This is a genomic window from Arthrobacter sp. Leaf141, from assembly GCF_001424565.1.
GTDB lineage: Bacteria > Actinomycetota > Actinomycetes > Actinomycetales > Micrococcaceae > Arthrobacter.
The window spans coordinates 50,080-67,987 of the sequence record NZ_LMOL01000019.1; the positions used below are offsets into that span (position 1 = coordinate 50,080).

A 17,908-nucleotide genomic window follows, 5' to 3' on the forward strand; every position below is an offset into this window, starting at 1 on the left:
AGGCCCGTTCCAGCACATCGGCGCGGGCTAGGGATAGGGTAATGAACAACAGAAGGGGGAGTTCTTCGATGGAGTACCAGAACCCGCAGCCCGGCCAGGGCGGCCTGGGCCCTGCCCCGTTGGTTCCTGCCGCAGGGGCAGGGTCGGGCAGGACTGTCATTTCCGAAACCGCCGTGGCGAAAGTGGCCGGTATTGCCGCCCGCGCCGTCCCCGGCGTCTATTCGCTGGGGTCCGGCCCGTCCAGGGCCCTCGGCGCGATCCGTGATGCCGTGGGCAGCACGGACCATGCCACCGGCGTCCATGCCGAGGTGGGCGAAACCCAGGTGGCGGTGGACATCAACCTCGTCGCCTCCTACGGCACACCCCTGCATTCGCTTGCCAACCAGGTGCGTGCCGCTGTTTACGGGGCCATCGAGGAACTCGTGGGCCTGCAGGTCATCGAGGTGAACGTGGAAATCACGGACGTCTTTGTTCCGCCGCCCGTCAAACCAACGGCATCCGGCACCACCGAACGGGAGGCGCTGCTGTGAACCTCACTCTCGCAGGAACGGCACTTGGCGCGTTCGTGGCGTTTATGTCCCTGCAGTTCGGCCTGTGGGGCTTCCTGATCTCGCTCCTGTTTATGGCCATTGGCGCCGTGCTGGGCCGGGCAGCGGAGGGCAAACTTGATCTGCGCGGTGTGCTGGACGCCATCACCGGCCGGCGCTCATCCTCATGAACCCGGGCGCGCCGGCCGTTTCCGGGCAGGTGCTCAGCGGCCACAACCGGATTAGCACCCAGGCCCTGACCAGCCTGGCGAAAGCCGCAGCGGCGCAGGCCCTGGGATGCGATGCCCAGGACGTGCGGGCCGACTGGGCGGACGACGGCGGCCTGCTGGCGCTATCGCTCGTGGCGCCCATCAGCATCCCGCCGCTGCGCGCGGCCGCGGCTGATCCGGCCAGGCTTCAGGCCTTCGGCGGCTCCATCTGGGAACGAACCGTCACGGCGAAAGCCCGGATCCTTGCCACGGTCACCGAACTCAGCGGTGCCCAGCTGAGCCGGGTTGACATCAGGATCAGCGGAGCCAGGATCAGCGAAGGAGGACGGGTCAAGTGACCACCGTCGACACCGGTCCTGAGGGGACCCGCAAAGCCAAACGGCACGGTGCCGCGGAACCGGACCCCGTCCTGCGCAGGATTGTGCACCGCGAAACCCACTCAAACCGGGCGGGCATTGCCATCTTTGCTGCCGTGCTGGTGGCCGGCCTGGCCGCGTACGGCCTGCTTGAAGCAGCCGTGCACGCCATCGGACAGCCCGCCTGGCTGATCGAGCCCCAGGTGGCAGCCGAACGGCTGGTCGACCTGCCGGCGGGGATCACTCCGCTGCTCCTGGGCGCCATCGGCGCGGTGATCGCCATGGCCGGCCTGATCTTCTTCCTTAACGGTGTCCTGCCCGGGCGCCGGGCCCGGCATCCGCTGGCCCTGCCAGGCCGCCATGCGGGCCACCATGCCGTGGTGGTGGATGACGAGGTCATCGCCTCATCGTTGGCCCGGCGCGCCCGGCTGGCCGCCAATGTCACCCCGGGACAGGTGATGGTGGTGGTCTCGCACCGGCAGGTCCTGGTCAACGTCCGCCCCACCTCCGGCGTGCCGGTGGAACAGGACGCCATCCTGGCGGCCGTGGCGGACGAGCTTGAGCAGATGGACCTGCAACCGGCCCCTGAGGTCCGCATCAACCTGACCCCGTCCGGAGTGATCGGCGCATGAACAGCACCCCCGGAACATTAAACCGGATCCTCATCACCCTCCTGGGCCTCGCGATGCTGGCTTTGGGCCTGCTGCTGGTGCTCCTGGCCGCAGTGCCTGCCGTGGCGTCCTGGTGGCATCCCTGGGCGGACGGAACCTGGAGCTCCGTCAACACCGCCTTCAACGCCACGCGTTTCCCGGGCCGCGCGGAAAGCTGGCTGTGGCTCCTGGTGGCCCTGGCATTGCTGGTCCTGATCGGCCTGATGGTGGCGTGGATCGCGCAGCAGGGCAAAGGCAGGTCCAACCTCCTCGCCTCCGAATACGATCCAGGCGAGGTCGCGGGAGATATCCGCATCGGCGGGGGAGTGGCGGAGCAGGCCCTTAGGCAGGCCCTCGCAGGGCGGCCGGACCTGGCGGGAGCCACGGTGGCGACCTACAACGTCAAGGGCATGCCCGCCCTGAAGGTCAAGCTCCTGCCGCGCCAGGGTGTTGCCCCGCACCTGCTGGCTGCCGAAATCTCTGACCTCCTCGGCGCGCTGGACGCCGTGGTGGGCCGCGAAACACCCGTGCTGATCCACATCGGCGCAGGCGCCCGGACCCGGTTTGGACGGGCGGAACGGGTCCGCTGAGGGGGCCGGTCCGGCGTTTGATCACCAATTGGACACAGCTGGTGTAAACGCTTGCATTTCTTGCCGGGAGTCCACTACTGTGATGGTCACCACGTCAATCGCACCAGGCGTAAGGTCCGTAACTCAGCGAGGAGTCACCAGTAATGAAGAACCGCAAATACCTGCTGCCGATTGCAGCCACCGGAATTGTGGCCCTGGCACTCACAGGATGCAGTAGCTCGGACAGTGGATCCGGAGACGCTTCCGTCGATTGTGCAAAGTATGAAAGCTACGGCAAGCATGACGGAAAGACCGTTTCCGTCTATTCCACGATCGTTGACCTTGAAGCCACCAACCTTGAAAAGACCTGGGCCGCTTTCGAGCAGTGCACGGGTGCAACCATCAAGTATGAGGGCAGCAAGGAATTCGAGACCCAGATCGGTGTCCGCGCGAAAGCCGGAAACGCCCCCAACATTGCCATCTTCCCGCAGCCCGGCCTGATGGCGGACCAGGCCCGCGCCGGCAACCTCAAGAAAGCACCGCAGGCCGTCTCGGACGCCGTGGACAAGAACTGGTCAGCGGACTGGAAGAAATACGGCACCGTGGACGGTGTCTTCTACACCGCTCCCATGCTCGCCAACGTCAAGGGCTACGTCTGGTACGCACCGAAAACGTTCGAGGATAAAGGCTGGACCGTCCCCAAAACGTGGGACGAAATGATGGACCTGTCCAAGAAGATCGCCGATGAAGGCGCCATGAAGCCTTGGTGTGCCGGTTTCGAGTCAGGTGAAGCCACGGGCTGGCCCGGCACGGACTGGATCGAGGACGTTGTCCTCCGCGCACAGGGACCGGAGGTTTACGACCAGTGGGTCAGCCACGGAATTCCCTTCAACGACCCCAAAATCGTTGACGCCTTTGATAAGGCAGGCGACATCCTGCTCGATGACAAGATGGTCAACGGCGGCTTCGGCGACGTCCGTTCCATCCTGACCACCGGATTCGCCCAGGCCGGCCAGCCGGTACTTGACGGCCAGTGCGCAATGCACCACCAGGCCAACTTCCAGGCCTCCAACTGGCCCGAAGGCACCTCCGTTGCACCCGACGGCGACGTCTGGGCGTTTATGACGCCACCGATCGACGAGTCCAAGGGCCAGGCCATCACCGGCGGCGGCGAAATGGTCGGCGCCTACAGCGACGCCCCCGAAGTCCAGGCTTTCCAGGCCTACCTGGCGAGCTCTGAATTCGCCAACGACCGCGTGAAGCTCGGCGGCGTCATCAGCGCGAACAAGGGCCTCGACCCGGCCAACGCGCAGACCGAGCTGGATAAGCTCTCCATCCAGCTCCTGCAGGACGAGAACACCGTCTTCCGCTTCGACGGTTCGGACCTCATGCCGGGCGCAGTAGGATCCAACTCCTTCTGGAAGGGCATCGTTTCGTGGATCAACGGCACCCCCGCCAAGCAGGTTGCCGACAGCATCGAAGGCAGCTGGCCCAAGAGCTGACCTCCCAGCTGTACGCTGCGCCCCAGCCACCGGTAGGTGCTGGGGCGCAGTGCTCCCCACTCTTCATTCTGATCCACGCACACCCCGGAGGTTGAGCCTTGGAATTCATCGGAGGAAAGCTCCTTCAAGTCGTGATCGCGCTGGCCATTTTTGCCGCGATCATTGGACTACTCATGTTGTTGGTGGACAGGGCCCCCAAGTCCGCCAAAGACAAGGTCACGGTGATCGGGTTCCTCGCACCGGCCGCGATCCTGCTGCTGGTTGGCCTGGTTTACCCGGCAGCCCAGACATCATTCCTGGCGTTCACGGATTCCGGGGGAAAGCTGAACGGCGTCGATAACTTCGTCTGGATGTTTACCCAACCGGAGGCCCTCGCCACGCTTCGCAATACCGTCATCTGGACCATCCTGGTCCCGTTGCTTTCCACCGTTTTTGGCCTTGCCTACGCCGTCTTCATTGACAAGGCCCGCGGCGAAAAGGTCCTGAAGGCCCTGGTCTTTATGCCTATGGCCATTTCGTTTGTCGGTGCCGGCATCATCTGGAAACTGGTGTACGACTACCGCGGCCCTGGCATTGAACAGACCGGTGTGCTGAACGCACTCCGCGTTGCGTTGGGCCTGGACCCCAAGCAGTTCCTGCTCGACGCGCCGGGAAACACGATCTTCCTCATCATCGTTATGGTCTGGATCCAAACCGGGTTCGCCATGGTGATCCTTTCGGCCGCCATCAAGGGCGTCCCCGCTGAAATCGTCGAAGCCGCCCGCCTGGACGGTGCCAACCCGTGGCAGCAGTTCCGGAACGTCACCATCCCCGGCATCCGTGGCTCCCTTGTTGTGGTCCTAACCACCATCACCATCGCCACGCTCAAGGTCTTCGATATTGTGCGGACCATGACAGCCGGCAACTACGACACCTCGGTTGTTGCCAATGAAATGTATACGCAGGCGTTCCGCGCCGGTGAACCTGGCAGGGGTGCGGCCCTCGCGCTGATCCTCTTTATCCTGGTTCTGCCTATCGTGATCTACAACGCCCGCGTCCTCCGCCAGCAGAAGGAAATCCGATGACCGTCATGCCAGCGCCGGATGAGGCGGCGAAAAACACCCGCACCGCGACCAAAGCCAAGAGTGGTGGCCGGCCCGTGGATCCGGAAGATACCGGCCCCATCATGCGGCGGGTCAAGAACAGGCTGACGTCCCGCTGGGCCACCGCCGCGGCGGTGATCATCGCCGTTATCTGGACCATTCCCACCTTCGGTTTGCTGGTGTCATCGGTCCGGCCCGCGGCGAAGCAGGTGGGTCCACGCTCAGACGGCTGGTGGAACTTCTTCTCCGACTGGGACTTCACCTTCAAGAACTACGTGGACGTCACTGCTGCAGCTGGTTCGCAGTCCGCCAACCTCTCGCAGTACTTCGTCAACTCGCTGGCAATCGTTGTGCCCGTCACCGTGTTTGTCCTGGTGCTGGCCTCCATGGCGGCCTACATCTTCGCGTGGGGCAACTTCCGGGGCCGGGAAGCAGGATTCATCTTCGTCTTCGCGCTCCAGATCATCCCGCTCCAGATGGCGTTGATCCCGCTGCTCCAGTTGTTCACCCAGGTGCTGCAGATTCCGCCGGGCTCCTACACCCAGCTGTGGATCGCGCACACCATCTTTGGGCTGCCGCTCGGTATCTTCCTGCTGCATAACTTCATCTCGGAAATTCCGGGCGAGGTCATCGAGGCAGCCAAGGTCGATGGCGCCGGACACACCACCATTTTCTGGCGGATCATCCTGCCGCTGTCCGTCCCCGCTTTGGCGTCACTGGCCATCTTCCAGTTCCTCTGGGTCTGGAACGACCTGCTGGTTGCGTTGGTGTTCTCCGGCGGCACAGCGGACGTTGCACCGATCACCCAGCGGTTGGCTGAGATCTCGGGTACCCGCGGAAACCGGGACTACCTGAACCCGGCCGCCGCATTCGTGTCCATCATTGTGCCGCTGGCCGTGTTCTTCGGCCTCCAGCGCTACTTCGTCCGCGGTCTGATGGCCGGCGGGCTCAAGGGCTGACAAGAAGGTAGTGCTGCCATCCGGCGGGTGCGCACGTAACAGTGCGCCTCCGCCGGGCGGCCCTGCTATAACGTGGCGGGTGGCGGGGGCCTGGTAATCGTTAGGGACCGAAGAGGATATACAGTGGCAGGCAGTTCTGAGAGGTCGCAGCGAGGCGGCCATACGGGCATCAGCATCGAGGATGTGGCCGCCGCAGCCGGGGTATCAACCGCAACGGTGTCCAGGGCCGTCCGTGGACTTCCCAAAGTCTCTCCGGTTACCAGGCAAAAGATCCTTGAGGTCGCAGCCAGCCTGGGCTACGTGGCGTCGTCATCGGCTTCCGGCCTGGCCACCGGCCGCACCAGGACCATTGGCATCCTGGCGCCGTTTGTGAGCCGCTGGTTTTTCTCCAAAGCCATCGAAGGCGCCGACCGCGAGCTTTACGCCCGGAACTACAACCTGTCCCTTTACAACCTGGGTGGGCACGGCGGGAACAGGGTAAGGCTCTTCGACAAGACGATGGTCTACAAACAGATCGATGCGCTCTTGGTTCTCTGCATGGCGCTGAGCCACGAGGAACTGGAACATCTGCATAAAATCGAGATCCCCCTGATTGTGGTGGGCGGACACGTCGAGGAATGTTCCTACATCGGAATCGATGACTACGCCGCGGCATCCGTTGCCGTGCAGCACCTGGTGGACCTTGGCCACAGGGACATCGCCCTGGTCCACGGTGACAACCAGACGGACCTGAACTTCGATGTCCCGCGGGTCAGGATCCTTGCCTACCACGATGTGATGCGCAAGGCCGGCCTGGACCCGCAGCCCGGGTGGGAACAGTGGGGCGACTTCACCCTGCTGAGCGGCCAGGACGCGTTCCGAAGAATCTGGAACCTGCCCGGCCGGAAGCCCACCGCCATCTTTTGTGCATCGGATGAGATGGCCATGGGGGTGATATTCGAGGCCGCCCGCGCCGGCGTGAACGTACCCGGCGAGCTGTCGGTGATAGGGATAGATGACCACGACTTCTCTGAAGCCATGGGCTTGACGACGGTTGCCCAACGGCCTGACGAGCAGGCGGAGCTGGCCACCAAAATGCTTCTCGATGAACTTGACGGCCACGTGGGTGCCGTGAAATCCGCCGTCGCACGCCATGAACTGATCCTCAGGGCAACCACAGCTCCCCCGCGGGCCTAAGGTCGAGGCGGCCAGCCGTACCGGCGGCCGGGGAGCAGCTCAGGAAGCCCGGGCCAACTGGCGGATGGGGATCCAGCGGGATGCCAACCGCCGGTAGGCGGCTGCGGCGCCGGTCATGTCGCCTTCCGCCAGGCATTCGATGCCAAGCCGGATATCCATGGGCGAATCGTCCGGGTACACCTTGTCCGCTACGGCTCCGTAGTCCAGTTCCACCATGGACCCCACGTGGAACAGCTCCAGCCATTCGGTCAGCTGCGCCAGGTCATCCAGCATGTCCAGGTCCGGGGCCGCCAGCGTCAGGTTGGCCACCGCGTACCGGGCGCGTTCCAGCGCCTCCGTAATGGGCGCCCAGACCCGCACCGTCAGGATCCGCCCGGCAGATTCCACCACATCCTTGTGGTCAGACTCCGAAAACAGCGAAAACCAGCTGAACGGGATGCCCCACGTGGACGCCCGGGTATGGACCCGGATGGACCCGTCCCTGGCCTTCACCTGGTCGATGCGCTCCTGGTGCCGGTCGCGCTGCTGCTCGGGAATCAGCAGTTCGGCGAGCGGCCCATGGATGCCTTCCATCAATGCGTTGGCCGCAAGGCCCGCCCGCAGGACCAGCTGGCTGGGGCAGTACAGCAGCGCCGGGCCGGCGGCGTCTTCCGGAGCGGCGGCCGCACCCGACGGTTCACCGGTCCGGGGCGCGGCGGGCGCCGTCGTCACCCGGACGGTGTCAGTCCTGCCCGTAGGGAAAGGATCCCCGCCGGTCCGCGTGATGCGGCCCAGGGAAGCCAGCAGTTCGGCGTTTTCGACGGCGGCTCGCGAGGCGGTGCGCGCCCCGGCCGACTGGATGGCCGGGCGTTGTTCCGGCGGGAACGCGGACAGGGGCTCGTAGACCCGCAGGGTGGAGGAAAAGGGCAGCCCGGCTTGGCCCCGGTAGAGATTTCCGGTCACAGTGGCCTCCTGCGGCGGCTCCGGGGCTGGCTCATCAGTCCGCCAGGTCCACCAGGACGGGCGCGTGGTCCGAAGCGCCCTTGCCCTTGCGCTCCTCGCGGTCGATCGCCGCTCCGGTGACGCGGGAGGCCAAGGCGGGGGAGGCGAGGACAAAGTCGATGCGCATGCCTTCCTTCTTGGGGAAGCGGAGCTGGGTGTAATCCCAGTACGTGTACACGCCAGGGCCCGGGGTATAGGGCCGCACCACGTCCGTGAAGCCGGCGGTTTCAAAGGCGTGGAAGGCTTCCCGCTCCGGGGGGCTGACATGCGTGAAGTTGTTGTTGACGAACAGGTCGATGTCCCAGACATCGTCGTCGAACGGGGCGATGTTCCAGTCGCCCATCAGCGCCACCTGGGCCTGCGGATCCTGGTCAACGAGGTCCTGGGCGTGGGTTTTGAGGCTTTCGAGCCACTTGAGTTTGTACGGCATGTGCTCGTCGTCCAGGGACCGGCCGTTGGGGACGTAGAGGCTCCAGATCCTGACGCCGCCGCAGGTGGCGGCGATGGCGCGGGCCTCCTGGACGGGGTCCTTGCCGGCTTTGCCGAACGCGGGCTGGTCCAGGAAGGTCCGCTCCACGTCGGCCAGGCCCACCCGGGAAGCAATGGCCACGCCGTTCCACTGGCTGAGCCCGAAGTGGGCCACCTCGTAGCCCATCCGCTCAAACAGCTCCCAGGGAAAGTTTTCGTCCTTGCACTTGGTCTCCTGGATGGCCAGGACATCGCAGTCGCTGCGCTGGAGCCAGGCTTCAACACGGTCGGCACGGGCACGGAGCGAATTTACATTCCAGGTAGCGATCTTCACACCCCTAACTTACCTTGGCGGTGCGGAGGCCGGTATTGACCCGCCGTCCCGTCCGCGCCGGCCTGCCGCGGCGGATGGTTGCGCGGCGCCGGCGGCGGGTATATTCGCAACCAGACATGACCTGGATCACCTGCTGCGCCTCGGCGGCCATGGTTCCCCGGCCCCGGAAGGCACCGGAGCCGGGCCAGTCCGGCGGTGCAGCGCCGCCACGTTGGAAGGAAACAGATGACGGACAGCCCCAGCAGGACGGACCAAGGCGCAGTTCCGGCGGGTGCCGCGGCAGCCGCGGCGCAGCCCGAAGCGGCCGCAGAGGTGCTCTTCGAACGCCGGGGCTCCCTCGCGGTGGCAACGCTCAACCGGCCGCGGGCCGTCAACGCCCTCACGGCCGGCATGGTGGCGGAGCTCCTGGAAACCCTCGCCGGATGGGCAACGGACGACGCCGTAGCCACGGTCCTGATCCAGGGCGCCGGTGGGCGCGGGCTCTGCGCCGGCGGGGACATCGTTGCGATCTACGAGGACATGCTGCACGGCGGCAACCGGACAGCGGACTTCTGGCAAACGGAGTACCGGCTCAACGCCCTGATCGCAGCGTATCCCAAACCCTACGTGGCGCTGATGGACGGGCTGGTCCTGGGCGGCGGCGTGGGGATCTCCGCCCACGGGTCCGTCCGCGTGGTCACCGAGCGGACGCGCATGGGCATGCCGGAAACCACCATCGGTTTTGTCCCGGACGTGGGCGGTACCCTGCTCCTGGCCCGTGCCCCCGGCGAAACAGGAACCCACGCAGGCCTGACCGGCGCCCACCTGGACGCGGCCGACGCCCTGTTCCTGGGCCTGGCCGACCACTTTGTCCCCTCAACCAGCCTGCCCGGGCTCGTGGCGGCGCTGGAACACGAACCCGCGGCAGCCGCCGTCGGACGCTTCACGACGGAGGCGCCGCCCTCGGTGCTGGCCGGGCAGCGCGGCTGGATCGATACCTGCTATGCCGGAACGGATGCGGTGGAGATTGTCCGCAGCCTGCGCACTTACGCCAAGGACGGGGACGGGGACGCGGCTGCCGCGGCGGATGCCATCGAGTCCAAGTCGCCCACCGCGGTCGCCGTCACCCTGGCCGCCCTGCGGCGGGCCCGCGGCCTGGACCTGGCGGAAACCCTGGCCCAGGAATACCGGGTAGGCCTGCGTTTCCTGACGGCACCTGACTTCCGCGAGGGCATCCGGGCCCAGGTGGTGGACAAGGACCGGAACGCGCAATGGAAGCCGTCCACCCTGGCAGAGGTCCACCCGGACCGGGTGGACCGGTTCTTCGCGCCCCTGCCGGGGGCGGAACTGGACCTGCAGCCGGTCCCGTCAGACCGCAGGAGAGCCTGATCATGCCGGAATACCGCAGCATCGCCTTCCTGGGCCTGGGCCACATGGGCACGCCCATGGCCGCCAACCTGGTTAAGGCCGGCCACCGGGTGGCCGGGTTCGATGTGGTGCCGGCCGCCCGCGACGCGGCCCGCGCGGCCGGGATCCCCGTCAGCGGCAGCCCCCGCGAAGCCGTAGCCGGTGCGGACGTGGTGCTGACCATGTTCCCCAGCGGAGAGCACGTGCTGGCCGCCTACCAGGGCATCGACGGGGAGCCGGGGCTGCTGGCCGCCGCAGCGCCGGGCACGGTCTTCCTGGACTGCTCCACCATCAACGTCGCGGAGGCCCGGGAAGCTGCAGCGCTGACCGGCGCGGCGGGCCACACCTTTGTGGACGCGCCGGTGTCCGGGGGCGTGGTGGGTGCCGGAGCCGGAACCCTGACCTTCATGGTGGGGGCCCCGGCTGCCGGCTTCGCGGACATCCTGCCGCTGCTGGAGGTCATGGGCAAGCGTGTGGTCCACTGCGGGGACCACGGCGCCGGGCAGGCCGCCAAGATCTGCAACAACCTCATCCTGGGGGTGTCCATGATCGCCGTCAGTGAAGCGTTTGTGCTGGGGGAGGAGCTGGGCCTGAGCCACCAGGCCTTGTTCGATGTGGCATCCGCAGCCTCCGGGCAGTGCTGGGCCCTGACCACCAACTGTCCCGTCCCGGGGCCTGTCCCCGGCAGCCCAGCCAACCGGGACTACCTGCCCGGGTTCGCCGGATCCCTCATGGCCAAGGACCTCAACCTGGCCGTCAACGCGCTCCGCAGCACCGGGGTGGCCGGCCGGCTGGGACCACTGGCGGCGGAAATCTACGATACGTTTACCGCAGAAGGCGGTGCCTCCCGGGACTTCTCCGCGATCATCACGGACATCCGTGCCCGCTCGGAGCAGGAGCGTGGCGCCGCACCGGCACACCACGACGGGAGCCCTGAATGAGCGAATACAACAACATCCTGGTGGAACAGCGGGGCCGGGTTGGCTTGGTCACCCTCAACCGGCCGGAGGCGTTGAACGCCCTGGACAAGGCCACCATGGATGAACTGGTGGCGGCGGTGTCAGCCATGGATGCGGACCCCGGTACCGGTGCCGTGGTGATCACCGGCTCCGGCAAGGCCTTCGCCGCCGGCGCCGATATCAAGGAAATGGCGTCCCAGGGCTACATGGACATGTACGCGGCTGACTGGTTCCGGGGCTGGGAGGACTTCACCCGGTTGCGGATTCCCACCATCGCCGCGGTGTCAGGCTTCGCCCTGGGCGGCGGCTGTGAGCTTGCCATGATGTGCGACCTGATCATTGCCGGCGACAACGCGAAGTTCGGCCAGCCGGAAATCAACCTGGGCGTGCTGCCCGGCATGGGCGGGTCCCAGCGGCTCACCCGGGCCGTGGGGAAGGCCAAAGCCATGGACCTGATCCTGACTGGAAGGTTCATCGACGCCGCGGAGGCTGACCGCTGCGGCCTGGTGTCCCGCGTGGTCCCGGCAGGCGACGTGCTGGCTGAAGCCCTCAAGACGGCCGACCTGATAGCGGCCAAGTCCAAACCCGTCGCCATGGCCGCCAAGGAGGCCGTGAATGCCGCCTTCGAAACAGGCCTCGCCCAGGGTGTCCTGTTCGAGCGCCGGCTCTTCCACTCCCTGTTCGCCACGGAGGACCAGAAGGAGGGCATGGCGGCATTCACGGAGAAGCGGCAGCCGGAGTTCAGGCACCGGTAAGGGCCAAAGCCTCCCGGTACGCGCGGAGGTCGCCGTCCATTTCGTCGGCCATCAGGGAGTTGTTGATCACGACGGCGGTCCACGCAGCCGCCGCGGCTGACGCCATCACCTGCGCCTTGATGTCCGTCACGTTCCCGGCCGCCCAGACTCCGGGGACGGCTGTGGCGCCCTCAGCATCGGCCGGGAGGTAATCGCCGATCCCCATCGGATGCGGCTCCGCCACCAGGCCCAGCCCCGCAAACCCGTCAAGGCGGGCGTGGACCCTGGCGCCCACCACCAGGGCGTCCACCGCCACCTCCGGCCCGCCGGCCAGGACAACCCCCTTGAGCGCATCGTCCGCCACCCGCAGCGACTCCACCGGACCGGCCACCAGCTTGACGCCACGGGCGGCCAGCTGCTCCAGCTCCGCGTCCGTAGGGGTGACGGTGTCGTTGAGGAACAGTGTGACGTTGCTGCTCCACTGCCGGAACAGCAGGCTTTGGTGCACGGACCAGGGCCCGGCGCCCAGCACTCCGATGACCCGGTCCCGGACTTCCCAGCCGTGGCAGAACGGGCAGTGCAGCACATCCTTGCCCCAGCGTTCGCGGAGCCCTTGGAGCTCCGGCAGTTCGTCCACCAGCCCTGTGGCAATCAGGAGCCGACGGCCGCGGAGCCGCTCGCCGCCGTCGAGCTCCACGTCGAAGCCCTGCTCCAGCCCACCGGCTGCGGACACCACCGCGCCGCGGACAATCCGGGCGCCATAGTTTTCGGCTTCCGCCCGTCCGGCGGCCAGCAGCTCCGCGGGGCTGACGCCGTCGCGGGCCAGGAAGCCGTGCACTCCCGCAGCCGGAGCGTTGCGCGGCTCCCCGCTGTCCACCACCGCCACGGACCGCCGGGTGCGGCCCAGCATCTGCGCGGCGCTCAGGCCGGCGGCGCCCCCGCCCACAATCACAACGTCATACATTGGGTTCTCTTGATTCGTCATGTTCCAAGGCTCCCGTCGCCCGGGCCGTTATGGCAAGCTTCGTTGCTGGTATGGCAAAATAGGCCCATGGGAGAGAACACGGAAGAGAGCCTCGATGATGTCCTGGCCGCGGTGGGCCCCCGGCTCAAGGCCCTGCGGCTCAGCCGCGACGTCACGCTGGCCGCGCTCGCCGACATTACGGGGATCTCCGTCAGCACCCTTTCCCGGCTGGAATCCGGCCAGCGCCGGCCCAACCTTGAGCTGTTGCTGCCGCTGGCCAAGGCGCACCAGGTTCCACTGGACGAACTGGTGGGCGCCCCGGCGACGGGCGACCCGCGCGTGCACCTGCGGCCCATCGAGGCGTACGGCATGACCATCATTCCGCTGACCCGGAAGCCCGGCGGCATCCAGGCCTACAAACACATTCTTCCCGCAGGCCCGATGCTGGCGCCCACCCCGCAGGTCCACGAGGGCTACGAGTGGCTGTACGTCCTCAACGGCAGGCTCCGGATGGTGCTGGGTGCACGCGACCTGGTGCTGGGGCCGGGCGAAGCCGTGGAGTTCGACACCCGGGTGCCGCACTGGTTCGGCCGGGCGGACGGCCGCGCGGTGGAATTCCTGAGCCTCTTCGGTACCCAGGGGGAACGCATCCACATCCGGGCCAAGCCTGCCAGCAAACAGCCAGCCACGTGAGGTAGAAAGGAGCAGGCGCGCATCGCGCCCCAGCCGCAGACCCAGGGGGAGCTCTTTTAGAATGTGGGCAGCAGCAGCCGTAGGATCCAGCGCCACTGACGGCCTCACCGGGATTGTGGGCGTCGCTGCCCGGGCCATCGAGAGCCTCGGGGAATGGGGTGTTGGCGCGTTCACCCTCGCCGAGACGGTGGTTCCACCCATCCCCAGCGAAGTGATCCTTCCCCTGGCCGGCTTCCTCGCCAAGCAGGGTTCGCTGAACCTGCTGCTGGTTTTCCTCACCAGCACCCTGGGCGCCTACCTCGGGGCGCTCCTGCTGTACTGGCTGGGCGCCAAGCTGGGGCTGGAACGGTCAATCCGGGGGCTGTCCCGGCTGCCGCTGGTGGACCGCGAAGACTTCGAACACGCCGCCGGCTGGTTCCGCCGCCACGGCCGGTCCTCCATCTTTTTTGGCAGGCTCCTCCCCGGCGTGCGGAGCCTCATCTCGCTGCCGGCAGGAGCCGCCGCGATGCCGCTGGGCACCTTCAGCCTGTTCACCCTGGCCGGCAGCGGCCTGTGGAACGGGGCCCTGATCGGACTGGGCTACCTGTTGGGAACCCAGTACCACCTCATTGAGCAATACTCGAAGTTCCTCAACTACGCTGTCTACGCCGCCATCGCCGTGGCGCTGGCACTGCTGATCATTCGGCGGGTCAGGCGCGCCCGGGCGAAAAGCTGACAGGCGCCGCGAGATCAACTCTCTCCTGGTGGGCCGGGCCGGGCCGTGACCGGCTACTCGGCCTTTCCCTGACCGGACCCTGCCCCGGGCAGGTGCGCCCCGGCGTAGATCCGCAGCGCATCCCGGACGAAGGCGGCGCCTGCAGTGCCGCCGTAGTTCGCAGCAAAGCGCGGATCCGCCACGTACATGTCCGCCAGTCCCAGCACGTAGCCGCGGGTATCGCCGCCGTCGTCCGACGCCGGTGTGCCCGGGATCGACGTCAGCCAGGCCACGTGCCGCCGGGCCAGGTCCTGCGCACCGGCGCTGCCCGGGTCCACTCCGCCGGTTGCCGCGGCAATCCAATCCCTGCCGAGGCCGGCGACCCTGGCTTTCCAGACCTGCTGTTCAGCCGGGCCCATGCCCCGCCACCAGGCGTCACTGCGGGCATAGGTGTCCTTGCCCCAGCGCTCCTCCACCTCGTCCTTGTACTGCGTATGGTCAAAGCCGTCGAACATTTCTTCCGCCACCGGGTCGCCTCCTGTTGATACTGTCCTGATCGTTTTACTGACGGATGCCATCTGCCGGGCCAACCGCTCCTGCTCCTGGCCCAGCCACTCCAGGTGCCGGCCCAAGGCCGTCACGGTGTCCGTCTGGTTCCGGAAGACCTCCGCGATGGCAGGCAACCCCAGCCCCAGTTCGCGCAGCAGAAGGATCCGCTGCAGCGCAAGGAGAGCGTCGCCGTCGTAATAGCGGTACCCGTTGCTGCCCACCCTGCTGGGTTTCAGCAGCCCCACATCGTCGTAGTGGCGAAGGGTGCGGCTGGTGGTGCCGGCCAGTTTTGCGATGTCCTGGATGGGCCAGTCCCGCCGGAGTGCTTCCATGCTCTGAGCGTACGGGTTGACGCTGCGTCAACGTCAAGAACTCTTTTTCCGGAAGTTCCCGCAGGCGCTCAGCGCCGGTGCCTGCGGCGTGCCTGGCGGGCCAGCCGGGTGAAGGAAAAAACGAAAACTGCCTCAATCAGGACCATCAGCCCGGCCGGCAGCCACTGGCCCATGGCGACGAAGAAGATGAAGCCCGTAAGCACCAGCGCGGTACCCAGCGCCAGCGTGTAAATGGCGAAGCCCAGCGCCACCCTGCCGCTGCGGACGCCCGTCCGGAAACCGAAGCCGTGGGGTTCGCCGCCGGGCTGGCCGGGCACACGGTCGGGAACGGCAGGCCCCAGCCTGTCGAACTCCTCCCACGGGTCCCTTTCCGGGTCCTGTCCGGTCATGCTCCGATTATTGCAAACCGGGGCTGGTGGTGTGCCGGGCACAAAAAAGCGGCCCCGCCAACGTGATGTTGACGGAGCCGCCTGACGGGCGTGCCCCGGCCGGAGCCGGGAGTACCTAAGTCTTAGAGCGGGCGGATGTTCTCTGCCTGCGGGCCCTTGGGGCCCTGGGTCACATCGAATTCGACCTTCTGGTTTTCGTCCAGTGAGCGGTAACCGCTGCTGGCGATTGCCGAGTAGTGTGCGAAAACGTCAGCGGACCCGTCATCGGGGGCAATGAAGCCAAAACCCTTTTCGGCGTTGAACCATTTAACTGTGCCTGTTGCCATGGCTGCATTCCTTCATGTGACTCTGATTCTCTCTCCGGGTATCAACCCGAAGTGTGCGGAGAACGTCCCCCGCCATCCCAACGTACGGGGCGGAAGGCCTGCGTGCAAGGGTTTGACGTGTTTGGCGTCGTCAACGCATGCCTTCGCGGCGGATTGCGGTGGCAATCGCAGCGGCCCGGGTGTCCACTCCGAGCTTGCCGTAGATGTGCGCCAGGTGCGTTTTGACGGTGGCTTCCGAGATAAAAAGCCGCTTGCCCAGCTCCCGGTTGCTCAGGCCTTCGGTGAGCAGGCTGAGCAGCTCGGCCTCCCGCGGCGTCAGGATCTCCCCGGGGTTGCGCAGCTGCTGGAACAGCCGCGACGCCACCGGGGGACTCATCACGCTTTTACCCTCGACGGCGCCGCGGACGGCTGCAAAAATTTCACCCGGTGCCGCGTCCTTGAGCAGGTAGCCCATGGCGCCGGCGTCCACCGCCCGGACAATATCCGCATCCGAGTCATATGTGGTGAAAACCAGGATGGCCTGCCGGGGGTTGAACGCACGGAGCTGCCGGATGGCCTCGATGCCGTCCATGCCCGCGCCCATTGCCAGGTCCATCACCACCACCGCAGGCTGGAGTTCCGGCACCAGGGCCAGGGCTTCCTCCCCGGACGCCGCTTCACCCACCACCTCGATGCCGGGCTGGGTTCCCAGCAACGCCCGCAGTCCGCGGCGCACCACAAGGTGGTCATCCACCAGCAGCACCCGGATGGCCGTCACAAGGCACCGCCCCGGTTTTGCTCCGTCAGCGGGGCGGCCGGCAGCTGGGCTGCGACGATTGTGCCTTCCCCGGGGCCGCTTTCCACTGCGAAAACGCCGCCCAGCTGCTCCACCCGTTGCCGCATGGCGCGCAGGCCGTACCCGCCCGCGTCCGACGGCGGTGCTGCCGCCAGCGGATCGAAGCCCGCTCCGTCGTCGTAAATGTCCAGGGTGACGGCCCCGGGCAGGTAACCGAGGGTCACGGTTGCTGCCGTGGCGCCCGCGTGCAGGCGGGTGTTGGCAGCTGCGCTCTGCACCACGCGCAGGAGGGCGTGGCGGACCTCTGCCGGGACCTCCCGCGGGTCTCCGGTGACCAGTAGCCGGGCCGCGGGCATGTACTGGCGGGCCGCGATCAGCAGGGCCTCGGGCAGGGGCGAAGTGTCCAGGCCGGGGGACGCCAGTTCATGGATCAGGCTGCGGGTCTCGGAGAGGTTGCTTCGCAGCAGGCCGGTGGCCTGGTGCAGGCCCGCTTTCGCCGCAGGGGCGGGCCAGGCCCGGTCCGCGGCTTCAAGCAGCAGCAGGCTGCTGGCCAGGCCCTGCGTCACGGTGTCGTGGATCTCCCGGGAGACGCGCTCCCGTTCGGCGATGGTGCCGGCACGGCGCTCGCTGGCCGCCAGGCCCGCCTGCGCCTGAGAAATTTCCGCGTGCAGGCGAACCTGTTCGTTGGCATCATGCGCGATCCTGTCGTGGACAAGCGTGAGCATCAGGCCCACGGCCAGCGGGCCCAAAACCATTGCCGGATCCGTGCCGTCGCTGAGCCGGAAGAGCCCCGCGGCCGTGGCAAACGCCGTGGCGCCGGCCGCGACGTACGCAGCGGTGCCGGTCAAAGCCCGGCGGGCCAGGAAAAAGAGCGCAAAGGAGCACCAGGCGAAGCTGGGCGCCGCGATAACCAGGCCGGACCAGACGGCCACGAGTGCGAACATCCACGCCATACCGGGCCGGCCGCGTTCGGCCAGGACGGCGACGGCCGCGTAGAGCAGGCACGCAGCGGCCGCCAGTCCCAGGACCAGGACGTTGTCCGTGGCGCTGTGCCGCATAAGATACCGCACCGCGGAGGCCACCAGCAGCACAGCGAAACCAAGATGCACGGCCGCGCCGATGCTGCCCCAGCGGGTGCCGGGAGTGCCGGCGGAGCCGGTGCTGGGGAAGGGAGCCATGAGGTTTTCCGATGCTGTTGCGGGACGTCCCCTCCATGCTAGGGCGCCGGGTCCGCCCGGGTCTCTCAGCCATTTGGCTGATTCCAGGCGCCATA

Annotated in this window: 22 protein-coding genes; 14 read left to right on the forward strand and 8 right to left on the reverse strand. The window is 66.9% G+C overall.

From position 1 onward, the window contains the following. The first annotated feature begins 68 nt into the window (after positions 1-68). From ASF72_RS14335 to ASF72_RS14375, 9 genes are all read left to right on the forward strand, one after another. Positions 69-530 carry an Asp23/Gls24 family envelope stress response protein gene (locus tag ASF72_RS14335; protein WP_050684941.1) on the forward strand — a complete coding sequence of 154 codons (462 nt, stop codon included), beginning with the start codon at positions 69-71 and terminating at the stop codon, positions 528-530. Beyond that, positions 527-718 (forward strand): hypothetical protein, encoded by a 192-nt coding sequence (locus ASF72_RS14340; RefSeq protein WP_050684940.1) that lies wholly within the window; start codon positions 527-529, stop codon positions 716-718. Before ASF72_RS14335 ends, ASF72_RS14340 begins: the two co-directional genes overlap by 4 nt. Next, positions 715-1,095, forward strand: a complete 381-nt coding sequence (locus ASF72_RS14345) for a hypothetical protein (protein ID WP_050684939.1) — start codon at positions 715-717, stop codon at positions 1,093-1,095. Before ASF72_RS14340 ends, ASF72_RS14345 begins: the two co-directional genes overlap by 4 nt. Further along, on the forward strand, positions 1,092-1,745 hold the full coding sequence (locus ASF72_RS14350; protein ID WP_050684938.1) for a hypothetical protein: 654 nt from the start codon (positions 1,092-1,094) through the stop codon (positions 1,743-1,745). Before ASF72_RS14345 ends, ASF72_RS14350 begins: the two co-directional genes overlap by 4 nt. After that, positions 1,742-2,353, forward strand: coding sequence for a hypothetical protein (locus tag ASF72_RS14355; protein WP_056599993.1), 612 nt, complete (start codon positions 1,742-1,744; stop codon positions 2,351-2,353). The genes ASF72_RS14350 and ASF72_RS14355 overlap by 4 nt, the downstream gene beginning before the upstream one ends. A 143-nt stretch (positions 2,354-2,496) precedes the next feature. Continuing rightward, on the forward strand, positions 2,497-3,834 hold the full coding sequence (locus ASF72_RS14360; RefSeq protein ID WP_050684936.1) for an ABC transporter substrate-binding protein: 1,338 nt from the start codon (positions 2,497-2,499) through the stop codon (positions 3,832-3,834). A gap of 98 nt (positions 3,835-3,932) precedes the next feature. Beyond that, entirely contained in the window at positions 3,933-4,898 is a 966-nt protein-coding gene (locus tag ASF72_RS14365) for a carbohydrate ABC transporter permease (protein ID WP_050684935.1), read from the forward strand. Continuing rightward, the gene (locus tag ASF72_RS14370) at positions 4,895-5,875 is read left to right on the forward strand and encodes a carbohydrate ABC transporter permease (protein WP_056599996.1); all 981 of its coding nucleotides are present in this window, start codon (positions 4,895-4,897) and stop codon (positions 5,873-5,875) included. The genes ASF72_RS14365 and ASF72_RS14370 overlap by 4 nt, the downstream gene beginning before the upstream one ends. 123 nt (positions 5,876-5,998) lie before the next feature. Beyond that, positions 5,999-7,051, forward strand: coding sequence for a LacI family DNA-binding transcriptional regulator (locus ASF72_RS14375; RefSeq protein WP_050684933.1), 1,053 nt, complete (start codon positions 5,999-6,001; stop codon positions 7,049-7,051). 39 nt (positions 7,052-7,090) lie between these two features. On the opposite strand, the gene ASF72_RS14380 is transcribed toward ASF72_RS14375, so the two are convergent. Then, positions 7,091-7,993, reverse strand: coding sequence for a hypothetical protein (locus ASF72_RS14380; RefSeq protein WP_050684932.1), 903 nt, complete (start codon positions 7,991-7,993; stop codon positions 7,091-7,093). 34 nt (positions 7,994-8,027) lie between these two features. Then, a complete protein-coding gene (locus tag ASF72_RS14385; RefSeq protein ID WP_050684931.1) occupies positions 8,028-8,834 on the reverse strand; it encodes an exodeoxyribonuclease III in 807 nt (268 codons plus the stop codon). Positions 8,835-9,059: 225 nt separating this feature from the next. Here ASF72_RS14385 and ASF72_RS14390 point away from each other — a divergent pair, with 225 nt between their 5' ends. Genes ASF72_RS14390 through ASF72_RS14400 form a run of 3 tightly spaced genes read left to right on the forward strand, consistent with a single transcriptional unit; the run spans position 9,060 to position 11,934 of the window. Beyond that, positions 9,060-10,202, forward strand: a complete 1,143-nt coding sequence (locus ASF72_RS14390; RefSeq protein ID WP_082484296.1) for an enoyl-CoA hydratase/isomerase family protein — start codon at positions 9,060-9,062, stop codon at positions 10,200-10,202. Between the two features lie 2 nt (positions 10,203-10,204). After that, positions 10,205-11,161, forward strand: a complete 957-nt coding sequence (gene mmsB / locus ASF72_RS14395; protein ID WP_056599999.1) for a 3-hydroxyisobutyrate dehydrogenase — start codon at positions 10,205-10,207, stop codon at positions 11,159-11,161. Then, the gene (locus ASF72_RS14400) at positions 11,158-11,934 is read left to right on the forward strand and encodes an enoyl-CoA hydratase (RefSeq protein ID WP_056600002.1); all 777 of its coding nucleotides are present in this window, start codon (positions 11,158-11,160) and stop codon (positions 11,932-11,934) included. The genes mmsB and ASF72_RS14400 overlap by 4 nt, the downstream gene beginning before the upstream one ends. On the opposite strand, the gene ASF72_RS14405 is transcribed toward ASF72_RS14400, so the two are convergent. After that, on the reverse strand, positions 11,921-12,898 hold the full coding sequence (locus ASF72_RS14405; RefSeq protein WP_056600006.1) for an NAD(P)/FAD-dependent oxidoreductase: 978 nt from the start codon (positions 12,896-12,898) through the stop codon (positions 11,921-11,923). The two genes, ASF72_RS14400 and ASF72_RS14405, sit on opposite strands and share 14 nt — an antisense overlap. 66 nt (positions 12,899-12,964) lie before the next feature. On the opposite strand from ASF72_RS14405, the gene ASF72_RS14410 reads away from it, so the two are divergent. Both ASF72_RS14410 and ASF72_RS14415 read left to right on the forward strand, forming a co-directional pair. Then, a complete protein-coding gene (locus ASF72_RS14410; RefSeq protein WP_050684927.1) occupies positions 12,965-13,570 on the forward strand; it encodes a helix-turn-helix domain-containing protein in 606 nt (201 codons plus the stop codon). A gap of 61 nt (positions 13,571-13,631) precedes the next feature. Beyond that, complete coding sequence (locus ASF72_RS14415) at positions 13,632-14,285, forward strand: DedA family protein (RefSeq protein ID WP_050684926.1); 654 nt, start codon at positions 13,632-13,634, stop codon at positions 14,283-14,285. A 53-nt stretch (positions 14,286-14,338) separates the two neighbouring features. Here ASF72_RS14415 and ASF72_RS14420 read toward each other — a convergent pair whose 3' ends face one another. The 5 genes from ASF72_RS14420 to ASF72_RS14440 all read right to left on the reverse strand — a co-directional run bounded on the left by ASF72_RS14420 (position 14,339) and on the right by ASF72_RS14440 (position 17,813). Further along, entirely contained in the window at positions 14,339-15,145 is an 807-nt protein-coding gene (locus ASF72_RS14420; protein WP_056600009.1) for a MerR family transcriptional regulator, read from the reverse strand. A gap of 68 nt (positions 15,146-15,213) precedes the next feature. After that, complete coding sequence (locus ASF72_RS14425) at positions 15,214-15,534, reverse strand: hypothetical protein (protein ID WP_050684924.1); 321 nt, start codon at positions 15,532-15,534, stop codon at positions 15,214-15,216. A 122-nt stretch (positions 15,535-15,656) separates the two neighbouring features. Further along, positions 15,657-15,860: a cold-shock protein gene (locus tag ASF72_RS14430; protein ID WP_013599688.1), complete on the reverse strand. Its 204-nt coding sequence runs from the start codon at positions 15,858-15,860 to the stop codon at positions 15,657-15,659. A 130-nt stretch (positions 15,861-15,990) separates the two neighbouring features. Beyond that, the gene (locus ASF72_RS14435; protein WP_056600012.1) at positions 15,991-16,617 is read right to left on the reverse strand and encodes a response regulator; all 627 of its coding nucleotides are present in this window, start codon (positions 16,615-16,617) and stop codon (positions 15,991-15,993) included. Beyond that, positions 16,614-17,813: a sensor histidine kinase gene (locus ASF72_RS14440; protein WP_056600015.1), complete on the reverse strand. Its 1,200-nt coding sequence runs from the start codon at positions 17,811-17,813 to the stop codon at positions 16,614-16,616. Before ASF72_RS14440 ends, ASF72_RS14435 begins: the two co-directional genes overlap by 4 nt. Positions 17,814-17,908: the final 95 nt, after the last annotated feature.